The following is a 22,607-nucleotide window of genomic DNA, read 5'->3' as shown; positions in this document are numbered from 1 at the left end:
CGCGTAGCGGCCGCCGCGGGGCCCGGACCTCTCGGCCCGGTCCGTGCCGGGGGACTTGGTGAGTGACGGGGGTGGCGGCGCGGGCGTCCGCAGCTTCACCGGAAGCGCCCGGGATGCAGGGCGCGGGCGAGGTCCTCGACGGCGTGCGGCGGCCGGACGCCCACCAGGGTGGCGGTCAGCGGCAGGACGACGAACCGCTCGTTCTCGATGGCGGGCACGTCGGCCAGTGCGGGCTGGGAGAGCAGGAACTCCTTCTTCTCCTCGACGCTCCCGGCGCCCGCGTAGTCGTAGAGGGCGATGACCTCGGGCTTGCGGGCGACGACCTGTTCCCAGGAGGCGTCCCCGAAGACCTTGTCGATGTCGGCGAAGACGTTGCGTCCCCCGGCCAGCCGGATGATCTCCGTGCCCAGCCCCTTGCCGCCGGCGGTGAAGGGCGCCTTCTCGCCGCTGTCGTACACGAACACCGGCACCACGTCGGCGCCTTGCACGGCCTCGGTGGAGGTGCGGACCTGCTTCTTCAGGTCGCTCACTACGGTGTCGGCACGCTCGGGCACACCGAAGATCTTCCCGATGGTGCGGATCTCGTCGTAGGCGTCCTGCATCGACACCTCGTCCTCGCCGCAGTACTCGCGGTTGAGGTAGGTGTGCACGCCCGCGTCGGCAAACACCTTCCGCGAGCGGCCCTCGTTCTCGGCGAACGCGCTGCCGTAGCCGCCGTACACGAAGTCCGGCTCGGCGGTCAGGACCGTCTCGAAGGACGGCTCTTTCTCCGCGAGTTCGGGGATCGACTCGAACGCCTCGCGGTAGCGCGGCAGGACGGCGGAGTCCGGGAAGGCGGTGCCGACCATCCGGTCCTCCAGGCCGAGGGCCAGCATCAGCTCCGCGGGGTGCTGGTGGATGGTGACCGCCCGGGAGGGCGGCTCCTCGTACGTGGTGCGGACACCGCAGTTCTCCACGGTGACGGGGAAGCCCTCCGTGGACGTCTTCGCCGGCCGGTCGTCGCCGGCGGCGGCGCCGCCCGACGTGCCGCATCCGGCCAGCAGCGTGCCCGCCAGCGCGGCGGCGACGGCCGGCGCGACGCCGCGCACCGTCCGCCGGCGCCGCGCGGGGTGCCCTGCACCCGGCGCCGGGGAGGGGGAGGGAGAAAGGGGGGAAACGTCCTGCACCTGAAGCCTCCTGGGGAGTCCGCGCTCCTCGGAACGGTCCGCGACGGCCAGTTTCCTGACTCCCGGATCGACGTTCCCCCTCGCCTTCCCGCGCGGGTGCGCGCAGTGGCGTGCCGGAAGGGGTCCACTCCCCGGTCACAGTGGCGGGACCGTGCCGGACTCGCACCGGCTTCCTGTGTCCCGTCGCGGTGATGACCTGGAGATCGTACGTTCCTGCAAACAGGGTGCAAAAGGGCGCCCGGATGTGACACCGAGCGCCCCCGCGCGCCCGTTCACCCCGGGCGGACCGCCCGCACGACGAGCCGCTCCGCGTCCTGGTCGTAGGGGCGGCAGCGTGACCGGAGCGCCCGCCCTCCCGTCCCCTCCTGCCGAGTGCCGGGCGGCAGAGGCCCGCTACTGCGGGCGCGTCTTCCGTGCAAGGCTGGTCGGGTGTTGACCGATGACCTGCTGGCACGGACCTCCGCGATCGGCCCCTACTTCGCCGTCGGCACCGGACCGCGGGCGGACGCCGCCGGCTTCGTGCCGCTCGCCCGGCTGTACGGCGATCCGGCGCTCCTGGCCGAAGCGGCGGCCGACGTGGGGCGGCGCATGGGCACCGGCGACGTCCGGGTCGCGGCCTCCACCCTGCAGCTCGGGCTGGCGTCCCGGCTGTGGTCGGTCGCGCTGGGCACGGCCGCGCTCGCCGGCCGGGTGCCTGACCTGTCCCCCGAACGCCTCTGGTGGCGGGCCGTGCCCTCCGGGCCGCTCGCGCTGTGGCTTCCGGACTCGGTCGCCGCTGTCCCGGGCGTCCCCGCCGACGCGCTCCACGAGGTCGTGGTGGAGGGCCACCTGACGCCGCTCGCCGCCGAGATGCGGCGCGTCTTCCGGCTCTCCCCCCAGGTCCTGCGGGGCAACGCGGCCTCGGCGCTCGTCGGCACGCTGCGCGTGCTCCACGCGCAGCTGCCGCACCCGGACTTCCCTCCGCTGCCCTGGGCGCGGGCGCTGCTGGACCGCGAGCCGCTCGCCAGGACGGGCCGGCTCTCCACCCGCGGCGGCGAGGTGGTGGCGTTCCGCCGCCGGAGCTGCTGCCTGTACTACCGCGTCGGGGGAGGCGTGTGCGGCGACTGCGTGCTCGACCGCTCCACCGCGTAAGCCCCGTGAACGCCCGCGCCCCCCGGAGCCCTTGCGGCTCCGGGGGGCGCGGGGGAGGACGGAGGGCCGCTTACATCTCGGTCCAGGTGAAGGCGACGTCGTCACCCGGCTCGATGCGGAACTGGCAGCCGCCGACCGGGGTGGAGGTGCCGTTGACGGAGATGTTCCAGTAGGCGGCCGAGCCGCCGTTGTGCCCGTCGATGGTGCTGACGAAGTAGTCGTCGAACGACGGGTACCAGGTGCCGTCCCAGGTGAAGTTCTCCTGGTCGGCGGCGTCGTCCAGCGCGGCCGTCGGGGTGGCCCCCGGCTCGGGGTTCATGTCGTTGTTGGTGCCGTCGCAGTGGTGGGTGCCGCCGGAGGCGGTCGTCACGTCGTGACCGGTGGTGGTGATCGGGCCGTCGAAGAGGGCGCCGTTCGGCCCCTGCACCGTCAGGTCGACGGTGATCGGGTCGTTGGCGGCGGCCGCGACCGTGCCCGGGGCCGCGGCGGCGGCCGGAGCGCCGCCCAGCGCGAGGCCGAGGGCGGCGGTCAGCAGGGCGGTACGGCGCAGGACGGTGTGACGCTTCACGGAGAGTGACCTTTCGTCGGTGGGTGGGACGGGGTTGGGGAGAGGTCAGAGGCTCCGGCGCCGCATGCGCGCCAAGAGGAGGACGGCACCGCCGGTCAGCAGCAGCGCGGCAGCGCCGGCGCCCAGCAGCAGGGAGGAGGAGCCGGTGGTGGCCAGGCTGCCGTCGGGAGAGCCGGCGTCCGGCGTCAGGCCGCCGCTGCCCGAGGAGCCCGAGCCCGAGCCGGAGGTGCCGGTTCCGGAGTCGCCGCCCGCAGCCGTCTGGCCGGAGGTGTCGCCGGGGGAGGGGGACGGCGTGGGGTCCGTGCCGCCGGAGGCGTCGCCACCCGAGGTGTCGCCGCCGGAGTCCCCGCCCTGCGAGCCCTGCGAGCCGCCGCTGTCGCCGCCCTGCGAGCCCTGGGAGCCGCCGCTGTCGCCGGTCCCGCCGGAGGAGTCGTCGTCGGGCGTGCAGTCGACCGGCTCGAGGCCGGGAGCGGAGCCGGTGCCGTCGACCTTGCCGAGCGACTTTCCGGCGAGCGCCGGCACGACCTGCGCGGTGGCGCGCAGCGCCATGCCGTTCACCACCGGCTTGTCGTAGCCCACGGCGCCGCGGTCGTCCGCGGGGGCGTCGCAGCCGACCTGCACGGTGCGCAGCCACGCCACGCCCTCGGCCGCCGCCGTGACCCGGCCGCCGGCCGTGAGGCCCTGGACGGCGAGCGCAGTGGAGTTGGAGTTGGCCGGCGGGGTGCCGAAGCCGTTGTCGCGGAAGCCGCCGTCGTCCAGCTGCTCGTCCTCCAGCCAGTCCAGTGCCTCCTCCGCCTCGGCGTCGCGGTCGGCGGCGACCAGCGCCTGCACGGCGAGCCCCGTGCTGTCGGTGTGGGACGTGCAGTCCGCCGGGTCCTCCTTGAAGAACAGCGGGAAGCCGCCGTCGGCGCACTGGGTGGAGACCAGGAAGTCCGCGGCCTTGCCGGGAAGGTCGCCGGAGCGGTCCAGGGCGAGGACGGCGAGGGACTGGGTGAACTGGTTGGAGATGTCCTCGTCGAGCGGCGCGTCCCGGAAACGGCCGTCGTCCTGCATGCGGCCCAGCAGGATGCCGGTCAGGTCGTGACCGCCGAAGTCGCCCGGGTCCCGGCCCTCGACGGACGCGACCAGCGCCATCTTGGCGACGCCTCCGGCGAACACCTTGCCGGACTGGCCGCGGTTGACGTAGTCCTCGGCGTTCTCCGCCAGCCAGTCGGTGGCCCGGCCGGCGGTGTCGCCGCCGGAACCGGTCGACGCCAGCGCGAGGACGATGTCGGAGGTGAGGCCGTGGTCGCCCTTGGCGTGCGTGCCGTCCGTGAGCTGCGAGGCCATCCAGGTCGCGGCGGCATCCGCCGGGGACTGCAGCGCGGGCGCGGGCGGCGGGTCGGCCGGGTCAGCCGTCGCCGTGGACGGCAGCAGCGCCGCGGCGACGGCCGTCGTCGCCAGCGCCGCGGCCAGTGCGCTCGCCCTCCTGCGCGGTATGCGCCCGGTCGTCGGGTTCTTCGGTCTCGGCATGGAGACGCTCCTCGTTGCGGTGATGGGCGGGAAGGGGGGTGGGGTGTACGGGTCGTGTGGGGTCTTCCGGGCGGTCGGCGCGGCCCGCGCGGCCGGCGGGCTGCGGGGCGGCCGGACCGGGGTCCGACGTCGCCGCCGCGGGCGAGAGGGTGACGGACGCGCCGAACGCCGCCCGTCGCGCCGCCCTGCGCAGCACGACGAGGACGGCGGGTCCGAGGGCGACGAGGGCGAGGACGTTGGTGAGCGCCCGGCCGGTGTCCCAGCCCACCGTCGAGGTGAAGAAGGTGAAGAGGGCGAACCGGTGCAGGTTCTCCAGCACCGGCGCGCCCGGCACGAACGACAGGTCCGTGCCCGGTCCCAGGGAGAAGGGCCAGAACCACATGTTCATCAGGAAGCCGAACACGTAGGCCACCACGGCCCCGTAGGCGGCCAGCATGGCGATCTCGGCCCGCCCGGTGACGCGGCGCGGCAGCAGCCCGGCGCCCAGCCCGATCCAGCCGGACGCGAACATCTGGAACGGCAGCCACGGCCCCACGCCCGCGGTCAGCAGGGCGGAGGCGAACAGCGAGGTGGAGCCCAGCACGAAGCCGAAGCCCGGTCCGAAGACACGGCCCGCCAGCACCAGCAGGAAGAACACCGTCTCGATGCCGGCCGTCCCCGCGCCCAGCGGGCGGAGCCCGGCGTTGAGCGCGGACAGCACGCCGAGCATCGCGAGCGCCTTGGGATCGATGCCGCCCGAGGACATCTCCGCCAGCACGACGGCCAGCAGCACCGGCAGGATCAGCACGAAGAACAGCGGCGCGTCCGTGCTGTGGGCCACCATCTCCGGCTGCGGGGGCACGAACAACGGCCAGCAGAACATGGCCAGTCCGGCGACGCTCGCCAGCGTCAGCACCAGGCCGCTGCGCAGCCCGAACGGCACCACCCGGTGGGCGCCGCCCCGCTTGCCCGCACCGCCCCGCAGGCCCGCACCGCCGCGTGTGCCCGCGGCCGTCCGCCGGGCGGCGGGCGCCCCGCTCACGCGGGCTCCCCGGCGGCGGCACCGGCCAGCGCGCGGTCGACCTGCTCGACCGTCAGCCAGCGTCCCGGCGCCAGCACCTTGGCGACCTGCGGCGCGAAGGCGGGGGAGGAGACGACGATGTCGGCGGTGGCGCCGTCGGCGACGACCTCGCCCTCCGCCATCACCGTCACCCGGTCCGCCGCCCGTGCCACGAACTCCACGTCGTGGGTGGCGACCACCACCGCGCGTCCCTCGGCGGCCAGCCGCCGTACCAGCAGTGCGAACGCCTCCTTCGCGTGGTAGTCCAGGCCGCGCGTCGGCTCGTCGAGCAGGACGACACCCGGCGCCGAGGTGAGCTGCACGGCCAGCACGAGCGCGAGCTGCTGGCCCTCGGAGAGGTCACGCGGGTGACGGTCGGCGGGCACGCCCGGCGCGAGCGCGTCCAGCAGCCCGCGGCAGGTGCCCGGCGCGGCGCCGGACTCGGCGTCCGCCTGGGCGCACTCCTGCTCCACCCGCTCCAGGTACAGCAGGTCGCTCGCCGTCTGCGGCACCAGACCGACCAGCCCCCGCGCCACGCGTGCGGGCACGTCGCCCGGATCGCGCCCCTGCACGGACACCGTGCCGGAGCGGCGCGAGCCGGAGCCCTGCAACGCCCACAGCAGCGACGACTTGCCCGACCCGTTGCGGCCCATGAGCGCCGTCACGTGCCCGGACTCCAGCACCACGTCGACGTCGCGCACGGCGACGGTGTCGCCGTAGGTGACGCGGACCCGGCGGGCGGTGAGCGCCGCCTCCCCGCCGGTGGCGGGCGGTTCGTCCGGGGCGGCGTCGCCGAGCCGGTCGCGCAGGGCGCGGGCCGCCCGCCGGGCGTCGCGCACGGACAGCGGCAGCGGGTCCCAGCCCGCCAGCCGCCCGAGGCGGACCACCGGAGGGGCCACGTCGCAGTCCCGCATCAGGGCGGCCGGAGAGCCCTCCCGGACGCGCCCGTCGTCGCCGACGTGCACCAGCCGGTCGGCGTACTGCAGCACGCGTTCCATCCGGTGTTCGGCCACCAGCACCGTGGTCCCGAGGTCGTGCACCAGCCGGGTGACGGCGGCCAGCACCTCCTCCGCGGCGGTCGGGTCGAGTGCGGACGTCGGCTCGTCCAGCACCAGGACCCGCGGGTGTGCGGTGAGCACCGAGCCGATCGCGACGCGCTGCTGCTGCCCGCCCGACAGGGTGCGCAGCGCACGGTGCCGCAGGTCCGCGATGCCCAGCAGGTCGAGAGTCTCCTCCACCCGCTTCCGCATCACCTTCGGCTCGATGGCCAACTGCTCCATCGTGTAAGCCAGTTCCTCCTCCACGGTGTCGGTGACGAAACCGCTGAGGGGGTCCTGCCCCACCCGGCCGACCACGTGGGCGAGTTCCTGCGGGGGCAGCGTGTGGGTGGCCAGCCCGTCGACGGACACCTCGCCCTGCAGGTGGCCGCCGGTGAAGTGCGGCACCAGCCCGTTGACCGCGCCGAGCAGCGTCGACTTGCCCACACCGGTACGTCCCGCCACGAGGCACAACTCGCCCTCGTCCACGGTCAGCTCCACGTCCCGCAGCGCGGGACGCGCGCAGCCGTCGTAGGTGAAGGTGACCCGGTCGAAGCGGATCATGCGGCGGCTCCCTTCGTGAGGCCGGCGGGCGGACGCGGAGTCAGGAAGGCCGGCAGCACGCCGATCAGGACGGCTGCCGCCGGCAGCAGCGCCACCTGCGGCCAGGCGATCGGGTCCAGTGACGGTTGCAGCGTCGCCGCGTCCGTGCGGGAGGCGACGTACATCACCGCCGCCGAGGCGAGCCCCGACGCGGCGACGAGCAGTTCCGCGGCGCGCCACCGGTCCGGCCGGTACCGGCTCCGGCGCACCCGGCGCCCGCCGAGGAAGAAGCCCGTCACGGCCACACCGAGAGCGGCGACGAGCAGCGGAGCGCCCAGGTACGACGGGGAGCCGCCGCCCAACGCCCCGTACAGGCCGACGCAGACGCCCAGCAGGCCGACCAGCACCAGACCGCCGGTGAGCAGCCGGGCCCGCCCGTCCAGCCGTCCGGTGCGGCCGTAGCCGTGCGACGCCATCGCCGCCGCGAGCGTCAGCGACCGGTTCATCGCGTCCTCCAGGACGGGGATGATCAGGCCGCGCAGGGCACGCCGGCCGCGCCCCGCCCCACCGCGGAGGCGGCGCGCCCGGTGCACCCGCTGGACGCTCTCCACCAGCTGGGGGGCCACGGTCAGGGTCACCACGACGGACGTCCCGACCTCGTACAGGGCGCCCGGCAGGGCCTTGAGCATGCGCTTGGGGTTGGCGAGGGCGTTGGCGGCGCCCACGCACACCACCATCGCCGCCAGCCGCATCCCGTCGTAGAAGCCGCCGAGCAGCTCCTCCGCGGCGACCGGGCCGAGCAGGCGGATGCCGCGCGCCAGTTCGGGCAGCGGGATCTCGGGCAGCACGAACAGCACCACGTCGCCCTGGCCTCCGCCGAAGACGATCCGGAACACCACCCGCATCAGGACGATGAACGCGCCCAGCGCGAGGTAGAGGCGGAACGCGAGCGCCCAGGGGGCGTCGCTGCGCCGCTGCACGACGACCAGGCCCGCCACCGACAGCAGCAGCCCGAGCAGCACGGGGTTGCCGGTCCGGCTCGCGGCGGCCGCGAGGCCCAGCGCCCACAGCCACCAGCAGCCCGGGTGCAGCGTCCGGGGCAGCGCGCCCGCCGCCCGGCGTACGGCGGGGGAGCCGGACGGCGGTGCGAGGGCGGTGGTTCTGCCTCCTGCGGAGTCCTTCACGTCCGGCTAGTCCCCGTGCCCGGTGCGACGGCGGCGCCAGGCGAGGACCGCGGCGCCGACGGCCAGGGCGGCGGCCGCCGCGGCGGTCAGCGCGGTCCCGGCGGACAGGGAGGAGCCGGACGCCGCCTGGTCGGGCCGGTCCTCGCCGCCGCTCCAGTCCGCGGCCTCGGTCGGGCTCGGAGCGGCCCCGGGAGCGGCCGACTCGTCGTCGGCGGAGGCGGTGGGGTCGGGGCTCTTCTTCCCGTCCCGCTTCTCGCCGTCGCGGTCCTTCCCGTCCGGCTTGCCGTCCTCGTCCCGGCCGCCTGGGCGGTCCGACGCCGGCCCGTCTCCGTTCCCCGGACGGTCGGCACCGGTGTCGCCGGACGACGCGCCGCCGCCCGGGCCCGTGCCGCCGGTCCCGCCGGAGGAGCCGCCCGAGGACGATCCGCCGCTCGACGACGACCCGCCGGACGAGGACCCACCGGACGACGAACCGCCGGAGCTCTGCCCGCCGTTGGACGCGGACGGCCGGCGCGGGGCGACGCGCGGCGCGGGCGCGGAGTCCATGTCGCGCCCCTTGGAGAAGGACCAGCCCTCGAAGCTGCCCTCCGGCGGATTGCGGTAGGTCGCCCCGTACTGGCTGTAGGTCCACGCGCCGCCGTTCGGCGCGTGCCAGTAGGACCAGTACGCCGAGGCCGGCGGGGTGTCGATGCAGGGTTCGGTCTCCGCCGTGGGCTTGCCCTCCAGCCGGCAGATGAACGACTCGCCCCAGCGGTTGGTGCCGGTCACCTGGATGCCCGCCGCCTTCAGCGCCGCGAGTCCGGTCTCCTGACTGCCCACGGCGCACCGGACGAGGGTCTGTCCGCCGAGTTCGCGGAAGTCGACGATCACGGTGACCCCGTTGCCGTCGGGGCAGAAGCCGGGACGGCCGCGGGAGGTGTCGACCGCGGCGGCCGTCTCCGGCGTGCCGAGGCCGGTCAGCACGCCGCAGGCCGCCACCAGGACGGCGGTGATCCACGGGCGTAGTACTCGGCTCATCGTCGGTGCCCCTCCCCCTGAGGTGGGCACCGGCCCCCGGCACGTACGCGCCCCCGACGCGCCGATCGTGCTTCAGGCGGCGTTCAGGGGCGGGGAAACCGAGGGGTCGGGCTCCACGCTGCAGACCATGACAGTGCAAAGCGGTGCACGTGCGCGCGGGCGGTCCGGCTCACGGCGGGCGGTGCCGCCGTTCACGGTTGCAGGTCAGCGCCGGATTCCCACCGGCTTCTCCGTCGCGTACGCGTTCAGTTGTCGTCCTTGCGGACAGTGGGCAAGTGTACGGACGCTCCGGGGCGTTGACCAGAACGCCCGCTGTGAGCCCGCACTCACTCGCCCCCGGCGGTGTCCGCCCCGGGCAGCGGCGGCACCGGGCGCGGCCGTCCGTCCGCGTCGACCGCGACGAACGTGAGCTGCGCGGTGGCCACTTCGGTGACCGGCCCGGGAGAGTTCCACCGCTCCGCGGTGACCCGGACCGCGATGTTCATCGAGGTCCGGCCGACGCCCTCCAGTCCGGCGTGCACGGTGAGCAGGTCGCCCGCGCGCACGGGGGCGAGGAACCGCATCCGGTCGACGGAGACCGTCACCGCCGGCGGCCCGCCGTGCCTGCCGGCGGCGGCCGCCGCCGCGTCGTCGATGAGTTTCATCACCACGCCGCCGTGGATGGTGCCGTAGAGGTTGGTGTCGTGCTCGCTCATGATGTGCGCGAGCGTGACGGCGGACCGGGACGCGCGGGATGCCGCGTGGTCCGCCGGGTCGGTGCGGAAGACGGTGGGCTGGTGCGCCACAGAACTCTCCTTCGCGAGTCGCTGTCCGGCCGGGACGAGGAGGGCGTCGGGAAGCGGCGCGGTCGCGGTCCGCGCGCGACGGCACGGCCGGAGTCCGGCACCGGCCTTCCCTCGAGGCCTCCGGGCACCGTGGGCGGGTGTCGCACACGGGCGACCGGCAGGTCTTCGGACTCGCGGGCGCGTCCCGTCAGGACACCTACAGGCCGTCGCTTCCCGGGCCCGTTCGCCGGACCCAGTGCGTGTGACGGCGGTCGTTCCCGCTCACCGCTGCGGGGCAGTCCCGGATTCCCACCGGGTTCCCTCTTGCGACGCCTCTCCTGGACAGGAGGGGCGAACCGGTTGCATGCTCAACATAACCGCGTCGATCCGGAAAGCGGAAACCCGCGGCCCCGGGAGCCACCGTCCGTTTAGGTGAGGCTAGCCTTATCTGCGTGAAAGCTGGTGAAGAGACCCCCGAGGCCCCGTCCGTCCGCGGTCACGCGCTGTCGGCCGCGGACGTGACCGTCGCCTACGACGCCGTCGACGTCGTGCACGACGCGTCGGTCGCTCTGCCCCTCGGCGAGGTGACCGTCCTGGTCGGCCCGAACGGCAGCGGGAAGTCGACGCTGCTGCGGACCCTCGCCCGCCTGCAGCGGCCCCGGCAGGGCACACTCGCCATCGACGCCGACACCGACGGCTTCGCCCTGAGTCCCCGCGAGTTCTCCCGGCAGGTGGCCCTGCTCACCCAGGGCCGCGCCGCGCCCAGCGGCCTGTCGGTACGGGACGTCGTGGAGTTCGGCCGCTACCCGTACCGGGGGCGCTGGGGCAGGGCCGACCCGCGCGGCCGGGCGGCCGTGGACCGGGCCCTCCGGCTGACCGGCGTCGAGGAACTCGCCGAACGCGGCGCCGAACACCTCTCCGGAGGACAGCTCCAGCGCGTCTGGCTCGCCGGCTGCCTCGCCCAGGAAACCGGCGTCCTCCTGCTCGACGAACCGACCACCTACCTCGACCTGCGCTACCAGGTCGAACTCCTCGACCTCATCCGCGACCTCGCGGACGTCCACGACATCGCCGTCGGCGTCGTCCTGCACGACCTCGACCAGGCCGCCGCGGTCGCCGACCGGATCGTGCTGCTCCACGAGGGACGGATCATCGCGGACGGACCCCCCGAGGACGTCCTGACCCCCGAACGCCTCACGGAGACCTACGGCATCCGCGTCGAGGTCACCGCCGACCCCCTGACCGGCCACCTGCGCACCCGTGCCGTCGGCCGCCACCACACCCGGAACGAAAGGCTCACCACACCCTCATGAGACGCCTCCTCCTCGCCGCGGCGGCGGCCACCGCCGCCCTCACCCTGACCGCCTGCGGCACCACCGAGCCCGCCGCCGACGACGCGCAGAAGTCCGGCGACTCCCTCGTCCTCACCGACGCCCAGGGCAAGAAGGTCACCCTCGACGGACCCGCCGAACGCGTCGTCGGCACCGAGTGGAACGTCGTCGAGCACCTCGTCTCCCTGGGTGTCGACCCGGTCGGCGTCGCCGACGTCGAGGGCTACAACACCTGGGACACCGTCGTCCCGCTGGAGAACGACCCCAAGGACATCGGTGTCCGCGGCGAGCCCAGCATGGACGGCATCGCCTCGCTCAAGCCCGACCTCATCGTCGCCACCACCGACCTCCAGCCGTCCGCGGTCAAGCAGCTGCGCGAGGTCGCGCCCGTCCTGACGGTGCGCTCCGCCGACGCCTCCGGCCAGATCGACCGGATGACCCGGAACCTCGACCTCATCGCCGAGGCCACCGGCACCACCGACAAGGCCGACACGCTCAAGGCCGACTTCGAGGCGAAGATCGCCGAGGGGAAGAAGGCGCTGGACGAGGCCGGACTCGGCGGTGCGTCCTTCGCCTTCGCCGACGGCTACGTGACCTCCAACCAGGTCTCCGTCCGGCCGTTCACCTCCCGCTCCCTCATCGGCGAGGTCAACGAGAAGGTCGGCCTGGAGAACGCCTGGAAGATGAAGGGCGACGAGGCCTACGGACTCGGGGCCACCGACGTCGAAGGGCTCACCAAGCTCGGCGACGACGTGCACTTCGCCCACATCGGCAGCGACGGCGACGAGGCCAGCACGCCCTTCACCGACGAACTCGCCGACAACGCCGTCTGGAAGTCCCTGCCGTTCGTGAAGGCCGGCAACGTGCACCGGCTGCCCGACGGCATCTGGATGTTCGGCGGCACCGAGTCGATGGAGGCGTACATCGACGCCCTCGTCGAGGCGCTGACGAAGTAGCAGCATGGCCGTCACCGCAACCCCTCCCGCCACCCGCACGCCCCCCGGCGCCCCGAAGACCCGGCGTACGGGCACGGCCGCGGTGACGGCCGCGCTGGTCCTGACCCTCGCCACCCTCGCGCTCGCCGACCTCACGCAGGGCACCGCCGCGGTCGGCCCGGCCGAAGTCTGGAAGGCGCTCACCGGCCGCGCCGAACCCGGCGACGCCTCCGTCGTCATCGCCTCCCGGCTGCCCCGGATGACCGCCGGCCTGCTCGTCGGCGCCGCCCTCGGCGCGGCGGGCGCCGCCCTCCAGGCGATCAGCCGCAACGTGCTCGCCTCACCCGACACCCTCGCCGTCAACGCGGGCTCCTACCTCGCGCTCGGCGTGGCCGCCGTCACCGGCCTCTCGCTGCCGCTGCTCGCCTCCTCCGGGGTCGCCTTCGCCGGCGGACTCCTGGCCGCCACCGTCGTCCTCGGCCTGTCCGGCCTCGGCGCCGGCACCGTGCGGCTCGTCCTCGCGGGCAGTGCCCTCACCCTCGGCCTCATCGCCCTCACCGAGGCGCTGCTCCTGCTCTTCCCCGAGCAGACCGCCGGCCTGTACGCGTGGAACCAGGGCAGCATCGCCCAGAACGGCTTCGACGGCGTGGTGCAGATGGCGCCGCTCGTCCTCGTCGGCCTCGCCGGGCTGCTGCTGCTCAGCCGCCGCATCGACGCCCTCTCCCTCGGCGACGACGCCGCGCGCGGGCTCGGCGTCCCCGTCCGTGCCACCCGCGTCACGACGGTGATCCTCGCGGTGCTGCTGGCCGCCGCCTCCGTCACGCTGGCCGGCGCCATCGGCTTCGTCGGCCTGTGCGCCCCCGCGCTGGTCCGCCTCCTCGGGAGCCGGTTCCGCTCGTTCAACCGGCCGTGGACGAGCATGCCGGTCGCCGGACTGGTCGGCGGCGTGCTGGTGCTCGGCTCGGACGTGGCGCTGCGCGCGGCGGTGCCGGGCGACCTCGCCGTCGCCGTCCCCACCGGCATCGTCACCAGCCTCCTCGGCGCCGCGTTCCTCGTCGTGATGGCGACGCGCGGCCGCGACACCGGCGGCTCCACCGAGGTCGACCGGCTCCGCATCCGCAGCCGCACCGTCTTCCTGGCCACCACGACCGCCGCGGTGGTGGTACTCGTCGGCGTGACGCTCGCCGCCGTCCTGCTCGGCGACACCAAGCTGCTGCTGGGCGACGTCGCCAACTGGCTGCAGTCCAACGCCGGCCGGACCCTCACCTTCGTCCTCGACACCCGCGTGCCGCGCGTCCTGGCGGCCCTCCTCGCGGGCGGCGCCCTCGCCCTGTCGGGCACCCTCGTCCAGGCCGTGACCCGCAACCCCCTCGCCGAGCCGGGCGTGCTGGGCGTCTCCGGCGGTGCCGCGCTGGGCGCGGTGACCCTGGTGACCACGCTGCCCATGGCCGGTTCGTGGAGCGTCGCCGGTGCGGCGTTCGCCGGGGCCGCGCTCACCGCCGCCGTCGTGTTCGGGCTCTCCGCCCGGGGCGGGTTCCAGCAGAACCGGCTCGTCCTCGTCGGCATGGGCTGCGCGATCGGCACCGCCGCCCTCGTCGCCCTGCTCATCGTCCTCACCGACCCCTTCAACGCCGTCAAGGCGCTGACCTGGCTGTCGGGCTCCACTTACGGCCGCACCTTCGCCGACGTGCTGCCGCTCGCCGTCGTGCTCGCCGTGGGGGCGGCCGTCGCCGTGTCCCGGCGCACCGAACTCGACCTCGTCTCCCTCGACGAGGACACCCCGCGGCTGCTCGGACTCGGCCTGGCCCGGGGGAGGTTCGGCTTCCTGGCGCTCGGCGTCCTGCTCGCCGCCACGGCGGTGGCGGCGGCGGGCACGATCGGCTTCGTCGGCCTCGTCGCCCCGCACGCCGCCCGCGCCCTCGTCGGACGGCAGCACGTGCGGGTCGTGCCGGTCGCGGTCGTCCTCGGAGCCACCCTGGTCTGCACCGCCGACCTGCTGGGCCGCACCGTCATCGCCCCCGCCCAGCTCGGCGCCGGCCTCATGACGGCCGCCGTCGGCACCCCGTACTTCCTCTACCTCCTCGCCCGCAGCCGCCGGTAGGACACCGAACGGAAGGGCGCGCGCCTCACCGCGGCCGGGTGGCGAAGCCTCCGCCCGGCCCCGGCCCGAGGACGCCGGCGCCGTCGGCGAGCGCGTCGACGACCGCGTCCGCCGCCGCCTCGGCCGGCACCCCCGCAGGAAGCGCAGGCGGCGTTCCGGCGACCGCACGGCCCGCGAAACCGGTGTCCAGGTGGGGCAGCCGCGCGTCGAGGACCTGGACGCCGCGGCGCCGCTCCTCCGTCCGCACGGCCGTCAGCCAGTGGCTCAGCGCCGCCTTCGCCGCCCCGTAGTCCGCCATCGACGGCTGCGCACGCTCGACCAGGACCCCGCTCACCGCGCCGATCGCGCCACCCCGGCCGAGCAGGGGCAGCGCGGCACGCAGGACGGCGAGCGGACACAGCGCGTTGACCGTGAACAGGTGTTCGGCCACCGCGTCCTCCGTCTCCGCCGCGGCGCCGAAGCCCGCCACGCCCGGCAGCGCCAGCACGGCGTCCAAGCCGCCGAGTTCCGCCGCCGCCCACGACGGCAGGGCGCCGCAGCCGGAGAGGTCGTAGGCGTCGAAGGCGCGGGACGGCGGCGGCCCGCCGCCGTCAGGCGTGAGGGCACCCGTGACCCCGGCGAGCCGGTGCGGGTTCCGGCCCGCGACGGCGAGCCGCGCGCCGCGCCCGTGCAGCGCGGTACACACGGCAGTGCCCAGCACACCGGTCGCACCGGCCACCAGAACGTGTGCCCCGTCCAGTCGCACGGCCGTCCTCCCTCCCGCTCACAGGGCCAGGACCAGCCTGGCGATGAAGAACCCCGCCACGAGCAGGCAGAAGACCGCGATCACGACGAGCGGAGCCGCCGCCCAGCCGCGTGTCGGGTTGTAGGTCTCGCGCGGCCCGGTGTCGAGCGTGCCGCCCTCGGCGGGCGGCGTGTCGCCCTGCCGCATCTCACCCCCGGGCGACAGGCCGGGCGTGTTCTCCGGGTCCGGGTCGGCGCTCTCCGACCCGTCGCTGTGGCTCACCGCTTCGCCTGCCCTGCCACCGCACACCTCTCCCGGCTCGTCCACGCACCCGGCGGAACGCCGCGCTCCGCCGCCTCGTCCCAGTCGACCACCCCTCACGTGCGTCCGCACGGCGGTCCGGTGCGGGCCGGCGGCGGCCCGGTCCGCCGGTCGGGTGCAACGCGCCGCCCCGACGGGCAGGTCACGCCCGGACCGGCGGGCCGTCCGTCCAGCCTGGGGCGCATGGTCCCGCCGCACCGCGCCCGCCCCGCCGCCGTGGCACGCCCGTCGGCGCTCCCCCGTGGACCCGGCCGTTCACCCGGCCGTTCACCCGGCCGTTCACCCGGCCGTTCACCCGGTCGGGTGGGGGCCGCGGTGCCCTGACCCGTCCTCGGGGAACAGGCGTCCAGGCCGTGGACGGAGCGCGACGACGACGAGAAGGGCGAGGTGCCGTGGCTGCCGGACGCAGGGCGAGAACCAGGGCGGCGCAGCGGGCGGATCGCCTCGAGGGGGCCGTGACCGCGCTCGACAGCAGGCTGCCGGTCACCGAGGGCGGCGGACTGCTGCGGAAGGCCTTCCCCGAGCACTGGTCGTTCCTGCTGGGCGAACTCGCCCTCTACAGCTTCGGCGTCCTCCTGCTCACCGGCGTGTACCTGACGCTGTTCTTCGAGCCCAGCCTGGAGGAGGTGGTCTACGACGGGTCCTACGCACCGCTGCAAGGCGTGCGGATGACGGTCGCCTACTCCTCCACCCTCGACATCAGCTTCGACGTGCGCGGCGGACTGCTGATCCGCCAGACCCACCACTGGGCGGCGCTCGTCTTCGTCGCCGCGATCGGCGCCCACATGCTGCGCGTCTTCTTCACCGGCGCCTTCCGGCGGCCGCGCGAGGTGAACTGGATCATCGGGCTCACGCTGTTCGTTCTGGCGATCTTCGAGGGGTTCGCCGGCTACTCCCTGCCCGACGACCTGCTCTCCGGAACCGGACTGCGGGTCGCCCAGGGGATCGCGCTGTCCCTTCCCGTCGTCGGCACCTACGTCGCGCTGTTCCTGTTCGGCGGCCAGTATCCCGGCGAGGAGATCACCCAGCGCCTCTACAGCGTCCACATCCTGCTGGTGCCCGGCCTGCTGCTGGCGCTGATCACCGTCCACCTGATCCTGGTCTTCTACCTCAAGCACACGCAGTGGGCGACCCGCGGCCACACGAACCGCAACGCCGTGGGCATCCCGATGTTCCCCCAGTTCGCGGTGCGTTCGGCCTCGCTGTTCCTGCTGGTCTCCGGCGTGCTGGTGGCGATGGGGGCGCTCGCCCAGGTCAACCCGATCTGGGTGTACGGCCCCAACGTGCCCTCCCAGGTGAGCAACGGCTCCCAGCCCGACTGGTACATCGGCTTCCTCATCGGCGGTCTGCGCCTGATGCCGCCCTGGGAGACCAACCTGGCCGGGCACACCGTGTCCTGGAACGTCTTCATTCCCGGCCTCGTCCTGCCCGGACTGCTGTTCACCCTGCTGTACGCCTGGCCGTTCCTCGAACGCTGGCTGACCGGCGACCGCGGCGAGCACCACCTGTGCGACCGGCCGCGCCACCAGCCCACCCGCACCGGGCTCGGCGTCGCCGGTTTCACCTTCTACGCCGTCCTCCTCGTCGCCGGCGGGGACGACATCCTCGCCTACGTCTTCGGCACCTCCGTGAACACGATGCGCCAGGTCGAACGCGTCGCCCTGATCGTGGCGCCGGTGCTCGCCTTCCTGGTCACCAAACGGCTCTGCACCGCACTGCAGGACCGGGAACGCGACCTGCTGACCGACGGGATCGAGGGCGGCGGCGTCAGCCAGACCGTCGAGGGCGGCTTCACGTCCCGCCACCTGCCCGTGCCGGCCGACCGCATGTACCGCATCCTCGTCCGGTCCGGCACGGCCCCGCTGACCCCCGGAACCCTGCACACCGCCCCCGGCCGTCCGCCGCGCCGGGTCCGGGCCCGCGCGGCGCTGAGCCGCTGGTTCCACGGCGGACAGGCCGAGCCCCCCGTCACCGAGGGCCGCCGCAAGGAGATCGAACGCGCGGCCGCCGGGCCGTCCGACCGCCCCACGGACCAGGACACCTGACCCCGTCGCCGCACCGGGCGGCGTGCCGAGTCCCGGCACGCCGCCCGGCCCCGGAGCCGTGCGGACCGGTCAGGACGAGGACAGCTCCCCGCGGACCGTGCGAGCGGCGGACACGAGGCTCTCCAGGGAGGCCCGGGTCTCCGGCCAGCCGCGGGTCTTCAGGCCGCAGTCCGGGTTGACCCACAGCCGTTCGGCCGGGATCGCCTCGAGGCCCTTGCGCAGCAGCGAGGCGGCCTCCTCGGCGGAGGGGACGCGGGGCGAGTGGATGTCGTAGACCCCCGGTCCCGCCTCGCGCGGGTAGCCGTGCGAGGCCAGTTCACGGGCGACCTGCATGTGGGAGCGGGCGGCCTCCAGGCTGATGACGTCGGCGTCGAGGTCGTCGATGGCCTGGACGATGTCGCCGAACTCCGCGTAGCACATGTGCGTGTGGATCTGGGTGTCCGGCCGCACGCCGCTCGTGGTGAGCCGGAACGCCTCCGTGGCCCACGCCAGGTACGCCTCCCGGTCGCCGGTGCGCAGCGGCAGGGTCTCCCGCAGCGCGGGCTCGTCGACCTGGATGACGGCGCTGCCGGAGGCCTCCAGGTCGCGCACCTCGTCGCGCAGTGCGAGGGCCACCTGCCGGGCGGTGTCGGCGCGCGGCTGGTCGTCGCGGACGAACGACCAGGCGAGCATGGTGACGGGGCCGGTGAGCATGCCCTTGACGGGACGGCCGGTGAGCGACTGGGCGTACTCCGTCCAGCGCACCGTCATCGGCGCGGGGCGGGAGATGTCCCCGGCGAGGATCGGCGGCCGGACGTAGCGGGTGCCGTAGGACTGCACCCAGCCGTGCTGCGTGGCGAGGTAGCCCGTCAGCTGTTCGGCGAAGTACTGCACCATGTCGTTGCGTTCGGCCTCGCCGTGCACCAGGACGTCCAGGCCCGCCTTCTCCTGGAAGGTGACGACCTCCTGAATCTCGGCCCGGACGCGGTCCTCGTAGCCGGCGGTGTCGAGGCGACCGGCGCGCAGGTCGGCGCGGGCGGCGCGCAGCGCGCCGGTCTGCGGGAAGGACCCGATGGTGGTGACGGGCAGCAGCGGCAGGCCGAGCCGGGTGCGCTGGGCCGCCGCGCGGTCGGGATACGCGTGCGAGCGGCGGGAGTCGGCCTCGGTGACGGCCGCGGTGCGGACCCGGACGGCCGGATCGCGGGTGAGCGCCGAGCCGGCGCGGGAGGCCAGGTCGGCGCGGTTCGCCGCGAGTTCCGTGGCGATCGTGTCGGTGCCGTCGGCCAGGCCCCTGGCGAGCGTGACGACCTCCGCGGTCTTCTGCCGCGCGAAGGCCAGCCAGCGCAGGATCTGCGGGTCGATGTCCCGTTCCGGAGCCGTGTCCAGCGGCACGTGCAGCAGGGAGCAGGAGGGGGCGACGTCGACCCGGTCCGCGAAGCCGAGCAGGGTCCCGAGGGTGGTCAGCGACTTCCCCAGGTCGTTCACCCAGATGTTGCGGCCGTCCACGACACCGGCGACCAGCCGCTTGCCGGGGAGCCCGCCCACTTCGGCGAGCGCGTCGAGGTTGCCGGCGCCGGCGCCGGTGAAGTCCAGCGCCAGGCCCTCCACGGGCGCCTTCGCGAGCACCGGCAGGGCCTCGCCGAGACGGTCGAAGTAGCTCGCGACGAGCAGCTGGGGACGGTCCGCGAGGCCGCCGAGCTCACGGTAGGCGCGTGCGGCCGCGTTCAGCTCGGCCGGGGTGCGGTCCTGGACGAGCGCGGGCTCGTCGAGCTGCACCCACGCGGCACCGGCCGCCCGCAGGTCGGCCAGGACCTCCGCGTACACGGGCAGCAGCCGGTCGAGGAGGGTCAGCGGGTCGAAGTCCGCGGCGACGCCGGGGGCCGGCTTGGCCAGCAGCAGGTAGGTCACGGGGCCGACGAGGACCGGACGTGCGCTCAGGCCCAGGGCCAGCGCTTCCTTCAGCTCGGCGACCTGCTTGCCGGAGCCCGCGGCGAAGGCGGTGTCCGGGCCCAGCTCGGGGACCAGGTAGTGGTAGTTGGTGTCGAACCACTTGGTCATCTCCAGCGGCGCGACGTCCTGCGTGCCGCGCGCCATGGCGAAGTAGCCGTCGAGGGCGCCGGCGGCGACGGCCTCACGGTGCCGCTCGGGGACGGCGCCGACCATGACGCTGGTGTCCAGCACGTGGTCGTAGAGGGAGAAGTCTCCCGTCGGCACCTCCTGGATGCCGGCTGCGGCCAGCTGCCGCCAGTTGGCGGCGCGCAGTTCGGCGGCCGTGCCACGGAGGGCGTCCGCGGTGACGCGGCCCTTCCAGTAGCCTTCGACGGCCTTCTTGAGTTCACGGTTCGGACCCTGGCGCGGGTAGCCGTACACGGTGGCCCGTGCTGCCGCGGCTGCGGACTTCGATGTCACGGAGTTCTCCTTCGCGAGACGTCCCTGTAAGTCCCGGAGGGGACGAGGGTGCGAAGGTGACGGACCGGACGGAGACGACCCCGCGCGGCACGGCGCGGTCGTCCGCCTGGTGTGTACGCCGACCCGCCCTCGAGGTCACCGGGATGTCCGTGCGCGGTTCGGCCGCGCACGGGCAGTGGCAGGTCTTCGGACTCGCGGGCACGTCCCGTCAGGACACCTACAGGCCGTCGCTTCCCGGGCCCGTTGCCGGGCCCAGTGCGTGTGACGGCGGTCGTTCCCGCTCACCGCTGCGGGGCAGTCCCGGATTCCCACCGGGTTCCCTCTTGCGACGCGTCCCGCCTGGCGGACGGGGGCGAACCAGCTGCTTCTGCCGAGCCTACGCGCCCACCGCGCCGGCCGCCGATCACGTCCACGATGTGGAGGGTGACGTGGGACACGCGCCGACGGGCAGGACCCGTGCCGGCCGAGCGCACGACGGCGCGCCCCGCCGCCGTCCGCGTCGGGCCCGGGACCCCTCGTGACCCCTCGGCTACGCCACGACCTGCGGATTCCCAAAGGGTGGGAAGACGGTTGTCGGTCCGTGACACCTGTTGCAGGGTCTGGCGCATGTTCGACCCGGAAGACCTCGACGCCGACCTCTCCGTGACCGGCCACGTGGTGACCTCCCAGCGGGAGTTCCCCCGCGGCGAGGTCCGGGTGCGCGACGGACGCGTCCTGGCCGTGCGCGGGACGCCGAGCGACGCGCCCGCCGCCGAGCGCGTCGACGCGGGCGGGGCGTACGTCCTGCCGGGCGTCGTCGACCCGCACGTGCACTGCCTCAGCCACGCGGGGGAGGGCATCGAGGCCGCGACCCGCTCCGCGGCCGCGGGCGGCGTCACGACGCTGCTGGAGATGCCGTTCGACGAGGCCGGGCCGGTCTGGTCGGTGGACGCCTTCCGCGACAAGCGGGCGGCGGTGCTGCGCGAGGCGCACGTCGACGTCGGGATGTACGCGACCGTCGAGCCCGGCGGGCAGGGCATCGCCGAGATCCCGAAGCTCGCGGCCGAGGGCGCGGCCTGCTTCAAGCTGTCCACCTTCCAGACCGATCCCCGGCGCTTCCCCCGGACTCCGGACGGGGAGATGCTCGACGCGTTCGCCGAGATCGCCCGGACCGGGCTCCGGGTCTGCGTCCACGCCGAGAACGACGAGATCGTGCAGCGGAACCTGGCGCGGCTGCGGGCGTCCGGCGCCTCGGGGCCGCTGCAGCACGGCCTCTCCCGGCCGCCGGTCGCCGAGACGGCCGCCGTGGCGGCCGTGCTCGAGTTCGCCCGTGCCTCCGGCGTGCACCTGCACTTCTGCCACGTCAGCACACCGCACGCCGTCGACCTGGTGCAGTGGCACCGACGCACGGGCACCTCGGTCACCACCGAGGTCTGCCCGCACTATCTGACCCTGACCGAGCAGGACATGGTCCGCGGCGGCGCCCGGCTGAAGTACAACCCGCCGCTGCGCACCCCGGCGGAGACCGACGGGCTCTGGCACCGGCTCCGCAGCGGCGCGCTCGACATGGTGGCCTCGGACCACGCCCCGTGGCCGCTCGCCCTCAAGCAGCGCGACCACGTCCTCGACAACGCCTCCGGCGGGCCGGGCGTGGAGACGCTGTTGCCGCTGGTGGCCGGCGCGGCCCTGCACGAGCGCCGGATGACGCCCCGTGAGCTGGTGCGCTGCCTCTCCACCCGGGCGGCACACGCTTTCGGCCTCGGGGACCGCAAGGGCGACCTGCGGCCCGGGCTGGACGGCGACCTGGTGATCCTCGACCCGGACGCGGAGTGGACGGTGGACGGCTCCCGGCTGCGGTCGCACGCGGGCTGGAGTCCCTTCGACGGCATGCGGATCCGCGGCAGGGTGCGGTGCACCGTCTCCCGCGGCGAGGTGATCTGGGACGGCGACTCCGTGCGCTCCGCGGCGGGACGTGGACGCTTCCTCGCCCCGGCGCCCTTCCCCGCGCCACCGGAAGAGGACGGCTGATGCCCGGCGCACCGCGTTCCTCCTCGTTCGCGAGAGGGCTGAACGTCCTCGCCGCCGTCGTCGACGGCGGGCCGCAACGCGCCGACGAGGTGGCCGCGCGCACCGGGCTCTCCACCAGCTCCGTCTACCGGTTCGTCCGCAGGCTCGTCGACGACGGATTCCTGGAGGCCGACGGCCACGGAACGTACCGCGTCGGCCCGCGGCTGTCCCGTCTCCAGGACGGCCCGGGCACCGGCCAGACCCTCCGCTCCCTGGCCCTCCCATTCCTGCGCGACCTGGTGTCCGAGACCTCCGAGACCGTGCTGCTCACGGTGCCCGCCGGCCTCTCGGCGCTGGTCGTGGAGAGCCTCGACTCCCCGCACTCCATGCGCCTGTCCTTCGCGCCCGGGACACTGCGGCCACTCCACGCCGGAGCCTCCGCGAAGGCCCTGCTCGCCTTCGCGCCGCAGGACGTGATCGACCGCGTGCTCGGCGGGCGCCTGGAACGGTTCACCCCCGGTACGCCGGCCAAGGCCACGCTGCGCACGCAGCTGGCCCGGATCCGCGAGCAGGGCTACGTCGTCAGCCGCGGCGAGGTCGACCCGCATGCCGTGGCCATCGGCGTACCCGTCCTGCCGCGGGGACGGCTGGCCTGCGCCCTGAGCATCGCCGGGCCGGAGCACCGCTTCGACGGGAACCGCGCGCACACCGAGGTCCGGGCCCTCACCGCCGCCGCCCGCGCCCTCGCGTCCCGGATCGAGGACTCGGCCCGGACGCTCCCCGCCCCTCCGTACAGCACCACCTGAAAGGCCCCT

Annotated in this window: 17 protein-coding genes and 3 riboswitches; of the genes, 7 read left to right on the top strand and 10 right to left on the bottom strand. The window is 74.7% G+C overall.

Annotation, left to right across the window (positions count from 1 at the left end; all coding sequences use genetic code 11):
• Positions 1-95: 95 nt before the first annotated feature.
• On the bottom strand, positions 96-1,166 hold the full coding sequence (locus tag RM572_RS05395) for an ABC transporter substrate-binding protein (protein ID WP_311672120.1): 1,071 nt from the start codon (positions 1,164-1,166) through the stop codon (positions 96-98).
• Between the two features lie 28 nt (positions 1,167-1,194).
• Positions 1,195-1,379, bottom strand: a riboswitch (cobalamin riboswitch).
• A 216-nt stretch (positions 1,380-1,595) separates the two neighbouring features.
• Here RM572_RS05395 and RM572_RS05390 point away from each other — a divergent pair.
• On the top strand, positions 1,596-2,297 hold the full coding sequence (locus tag RM572_RS05390) for a (2Fe-2S)-binding protein (RefSeq protein ID WP_311672118.1): 702 nt from the start codon (positions 1,596-1,598) through the stop codon (positions 2,295-2,297).
• A 70-nt stretch (positions 2,298-2,367) separates the two neighbouring features.
• On the opposite strand, the gene RM572_RS05385 is transcribed toward RM572_RS05390, so the two are convergent.
• The 6 genes from RM572_RS05385 to RM572_RS05355 all read right to left on the bottom strand — a co-directional run bounded on the left by RM572_RS05385 (position 2,368) and on the right by RM572_RS05355 (position 9,982).
• A complete protein-coding gene (locus RM572_RS05385) occupies positions 2,368-2,865 on the bottom strand; it encodes a DUF4430 domain-containing protein (protein ID WP_311672117.1) in 498 nt (165 codons plus the stop codon).
• A gap of 1,390 nt (positions 2,866-4,255) precedes the next feature.
• Entirely contained in the window at positions 4,256-5,398 is a 1,143-nt protein-coding gene (locus RM572_RS05375) for an ECF transporter S component (protein ID WP_311672116.1), read from the bottom strand.
• The gene (locus tag RM572_RS05370; protein WP_311672115.1) at positions 5,395-7,017 is read right to left on the bottom strand and encodes an ABC transporter ATP-binding protein; all 1,623 of its coding nucleotides are present in this window, start codon (positions 7,015-7,017) and stop codon (positions 5,395-5,397) included. Before RM572_RS05370 ends, RM572_RS05375 begins: the two co-directional genes overlap by 4 nt.
• Positions 7,014-8,180, bottom strand: coding sequence for a CbiQ family ECF transporter T component (locus RM572_RS05365; RefSeq protein ID WP_311672114.1), 1,167 nt, complete (start codon positions 8,178-8,180; stop codon positions 7,014-7,016). The genes RM572_RS05370 and RM572_RS05365 overlap by 4 nt, the downstream gene beginning before the upstream one ends.
• A gap of 6 nt (positions 8,181-8,186) precedes the next feature.
• A complete protein-coding gene (locus RM572_RS05360; protein WP_311672113.1) occupies positions 8,187-9,197 on the bottom strand; it encodes a hypothetical protein in 1,011 nt (336 codons plus the stop codon).
• A gap of 326 nt (positions 9,198-9,523) precedes the next feature.
• The gene (locus RM572_RS05355; RefSeq protein WP_311672112.1) at positions 9,524-9,982 is read right to left on the bottom strand and encodes an acyl-CoA thioesterase; all 459 of its coding nucleotides are present in this window, start codon (positions 9,980-9,982) and stop codon (positions 9,524-9,526) included.
• Between the two features lie 139 nt (positions 9,983-10,121).
• Positions 10,122-10,337: riboswitch (cobalamin riboswitch) on the bottom strand.
• Positions 10,338-10,413: 76 nt separating this feature from the next.
• Here RM572_RS05355 and RM572_RS05350 point away from each other — a divergent pair.
• From RM572_RS05350 to RM572_RS05340, 3 genes are read left to right on the top strand one after another with little or no spacing between them, the layout of a single operon-like run.
• On the top strand, positions 10,414-11,274 hold the full coding sequence (locus RM572_RS05350) for an ABC transporter ATP-binding protein (RefSeq protein WP_311672111.1): 861 nt from the start codon (positions 10,414-10,416) through the stop codon (positions 11,272-11,274).
• Positions 11,271-12,248: an iron-siderophore ABC transporter substrate-binding protein gene (locus RM572_RS05345; RefSeq protein ID WP_311672110.1), complete on the top strand. Its 978-nt coding sequence runs from the start codon at positions 11,271-11,273 to the stop codon at positions 12,246-12,248. Before RM572_RS05350 ends, RM572_RS05345 begins: the two co-directional genes overlap by 4 nt.
• 4 nt (positions 12,249-12,252) lie before the next feature.
• A complete protein-coding gene (locus tag RM572_RS05340; RefSeq protein WP_311672109.1) occupies positions 12,253-14,328 on the top strand; it encodes an iron ABC transporter permease in 2,076 nt (691 codons plus the stop codon).
• A 25-nt stretch (positions 14,329-14,353) separates the two neighbouring features.
• Here RM572_RS05340 and RM572_RS05335 read toward each other — a convergent pair whose 3' ends face one another.
• Both RM572_RS05335 and RM572_RS05330 read right to left on the bottom strand, forming a co-directional pair.
• Positions 14,354-15,073, bottom strand: a complete 720-nt coding sequence (locus RM572_RS05335; RefSeq protein ID WP_311672108.1) for an SDR family NAD(P)-dependent oxidoreductase — start codon at positions 15,071-15,073, stop codon at positions 14,354-14,356.
• An 18-nt stretch (positions 15,074-15,091) separates the two neighbouring features.
• A complete protein-coding gene (locus RM572_RS05330; protein WP_311672107.1) occupies positions 15,092-15,334 on the bottom strand; it encodes a DUF6480 family protein in 243 nt (80 codons plus the stop codon).
• Between the two features lie 494 nt (positions 15,335-15,828).
• On the opposite strand from RM572_RS05330, the gene qcrB reads away from it, so the two are divergent.
• Positions 15,829-17,418 carry a cytochrome bc1 complex cytochrome b subunit gene (gene qcrB / locus RM572_RS05325; protein WP_311672106.1) on the top strand — a complete coding sequence of 530 codons (1,590 nt, stop codon included), beginning with the start codon at positions 15,829-15,831 and terminating at the stop codon, positions 17,416-17,418.
• A gap of 69 nt (positions 17,419-17,487) precedes the next feature.
• Here the strand turns inward: qcrB and metE are convergent, their stop codons facing one another.
• Positions 17,488-19,806: a 5-methyltetrahydropteroyltriglutamate--homocysteine S-methyltransferase gene (metE, locus tag RM572_RS05320; protein WP_311672105.1), complete on the bottom strand. Its 2,319-nt coding sequence runs from the start codon at positions 19,804-19,806 to the stop codon at positions 17,488-17,490.
• Between the two features lie 180 nt (positions 19,807-19,986).
• Positions 19,987-20,128, bottom strand: a riboswitch (cobalamin riboswitch).
• Positions 20,129-20,412: 284 nt separating this feature from the next.
• Between metE and RM572_RS05315 the strand changes: the two genes are divergently transcribed.
• Complete coding sequence (locus tag RM572_RS05315; protein WP_311672104.1) at positions 20,413-21,813, top strand: dihydroorotase; 1,401 nt, start codon at positions 20,413-20,415, stop codon at positions 21,811-21,813.
• Positions 21,813-22,598: an IclR family transcriptional regulator gene (locus RM572_RS05310; protein ID WP_311672103.1), complete on the top strand. Its 786-nt coding sequence runs from the start codon at positions 21,813-21,815 to the stop codon at positions 22,596-22,598. The genes RM572_RS05315 and RM572_RS05310 overlap by 1 nt, the downstream gene beginning before the upstream one ends.
• Positions 22,599-22,607: the final 9 nt, after the last annotated feature.

Origin of the sequence: Streptomyces hazeniae (genome assembly GCF_031845485.1) — a bacterium.
GTDB lineage: Bacteria > Actinomycetota > Actinomycetes > Streptomycetales > Streptomycetaceae > Streptomyces > Streptomyces hazeniae.
Note: the sequence above shows the minus strand (reverse complement) of the source record. Positions and strands in the feature narration are given on the sequence as shown.

Bases quoted from the DNA above. Each gene is read 5' to 3' on its own strand.
- RM572_RS05340 (WP_311672109.1), top strand. From the start codon at position 12,253: ATGGCCGTCACCGCAACCCCTCCCGCCACCCGCACGCCCCCCGGCGCC.
- RM572_RS05370 (WP_311672115.1), bottom strand. From the start codon at position 7,017: ATGATCCGCTTCGACCGGGTCACCTTCACCTACGACGGCTGCGCGCGT.
- RM572_RS05315 (WP_311672104.1), top strand. From the start codon at position 20,413: ATGTTCGACCCGGAAGACCTCGACGCCGACCTCTCCGTGACCGGCCAC.
- RM572_RS05345 (WP_311672110.1), top strand. From the start codon at position 11,271: ATGAGACGCCTCCTCCTCGCCGCGGCGGCGGCCACCGCCGCCCTCACC.
- RM572_RS05310 (WP_311672103.1), top strand. From the start codon at position 21,813: ATGCCCGGCGCACCGCGTTCCTCCTCGTTCGCGAGAGGGCTGAACGTC.
- RM572_RS05360 (WP_311672113.1), bottom strand. From the start codon at position 9,197: ATGAGCCGAGTACTACGCCCGTGGATCACCGCCGTCCTGGTGGCGGCC.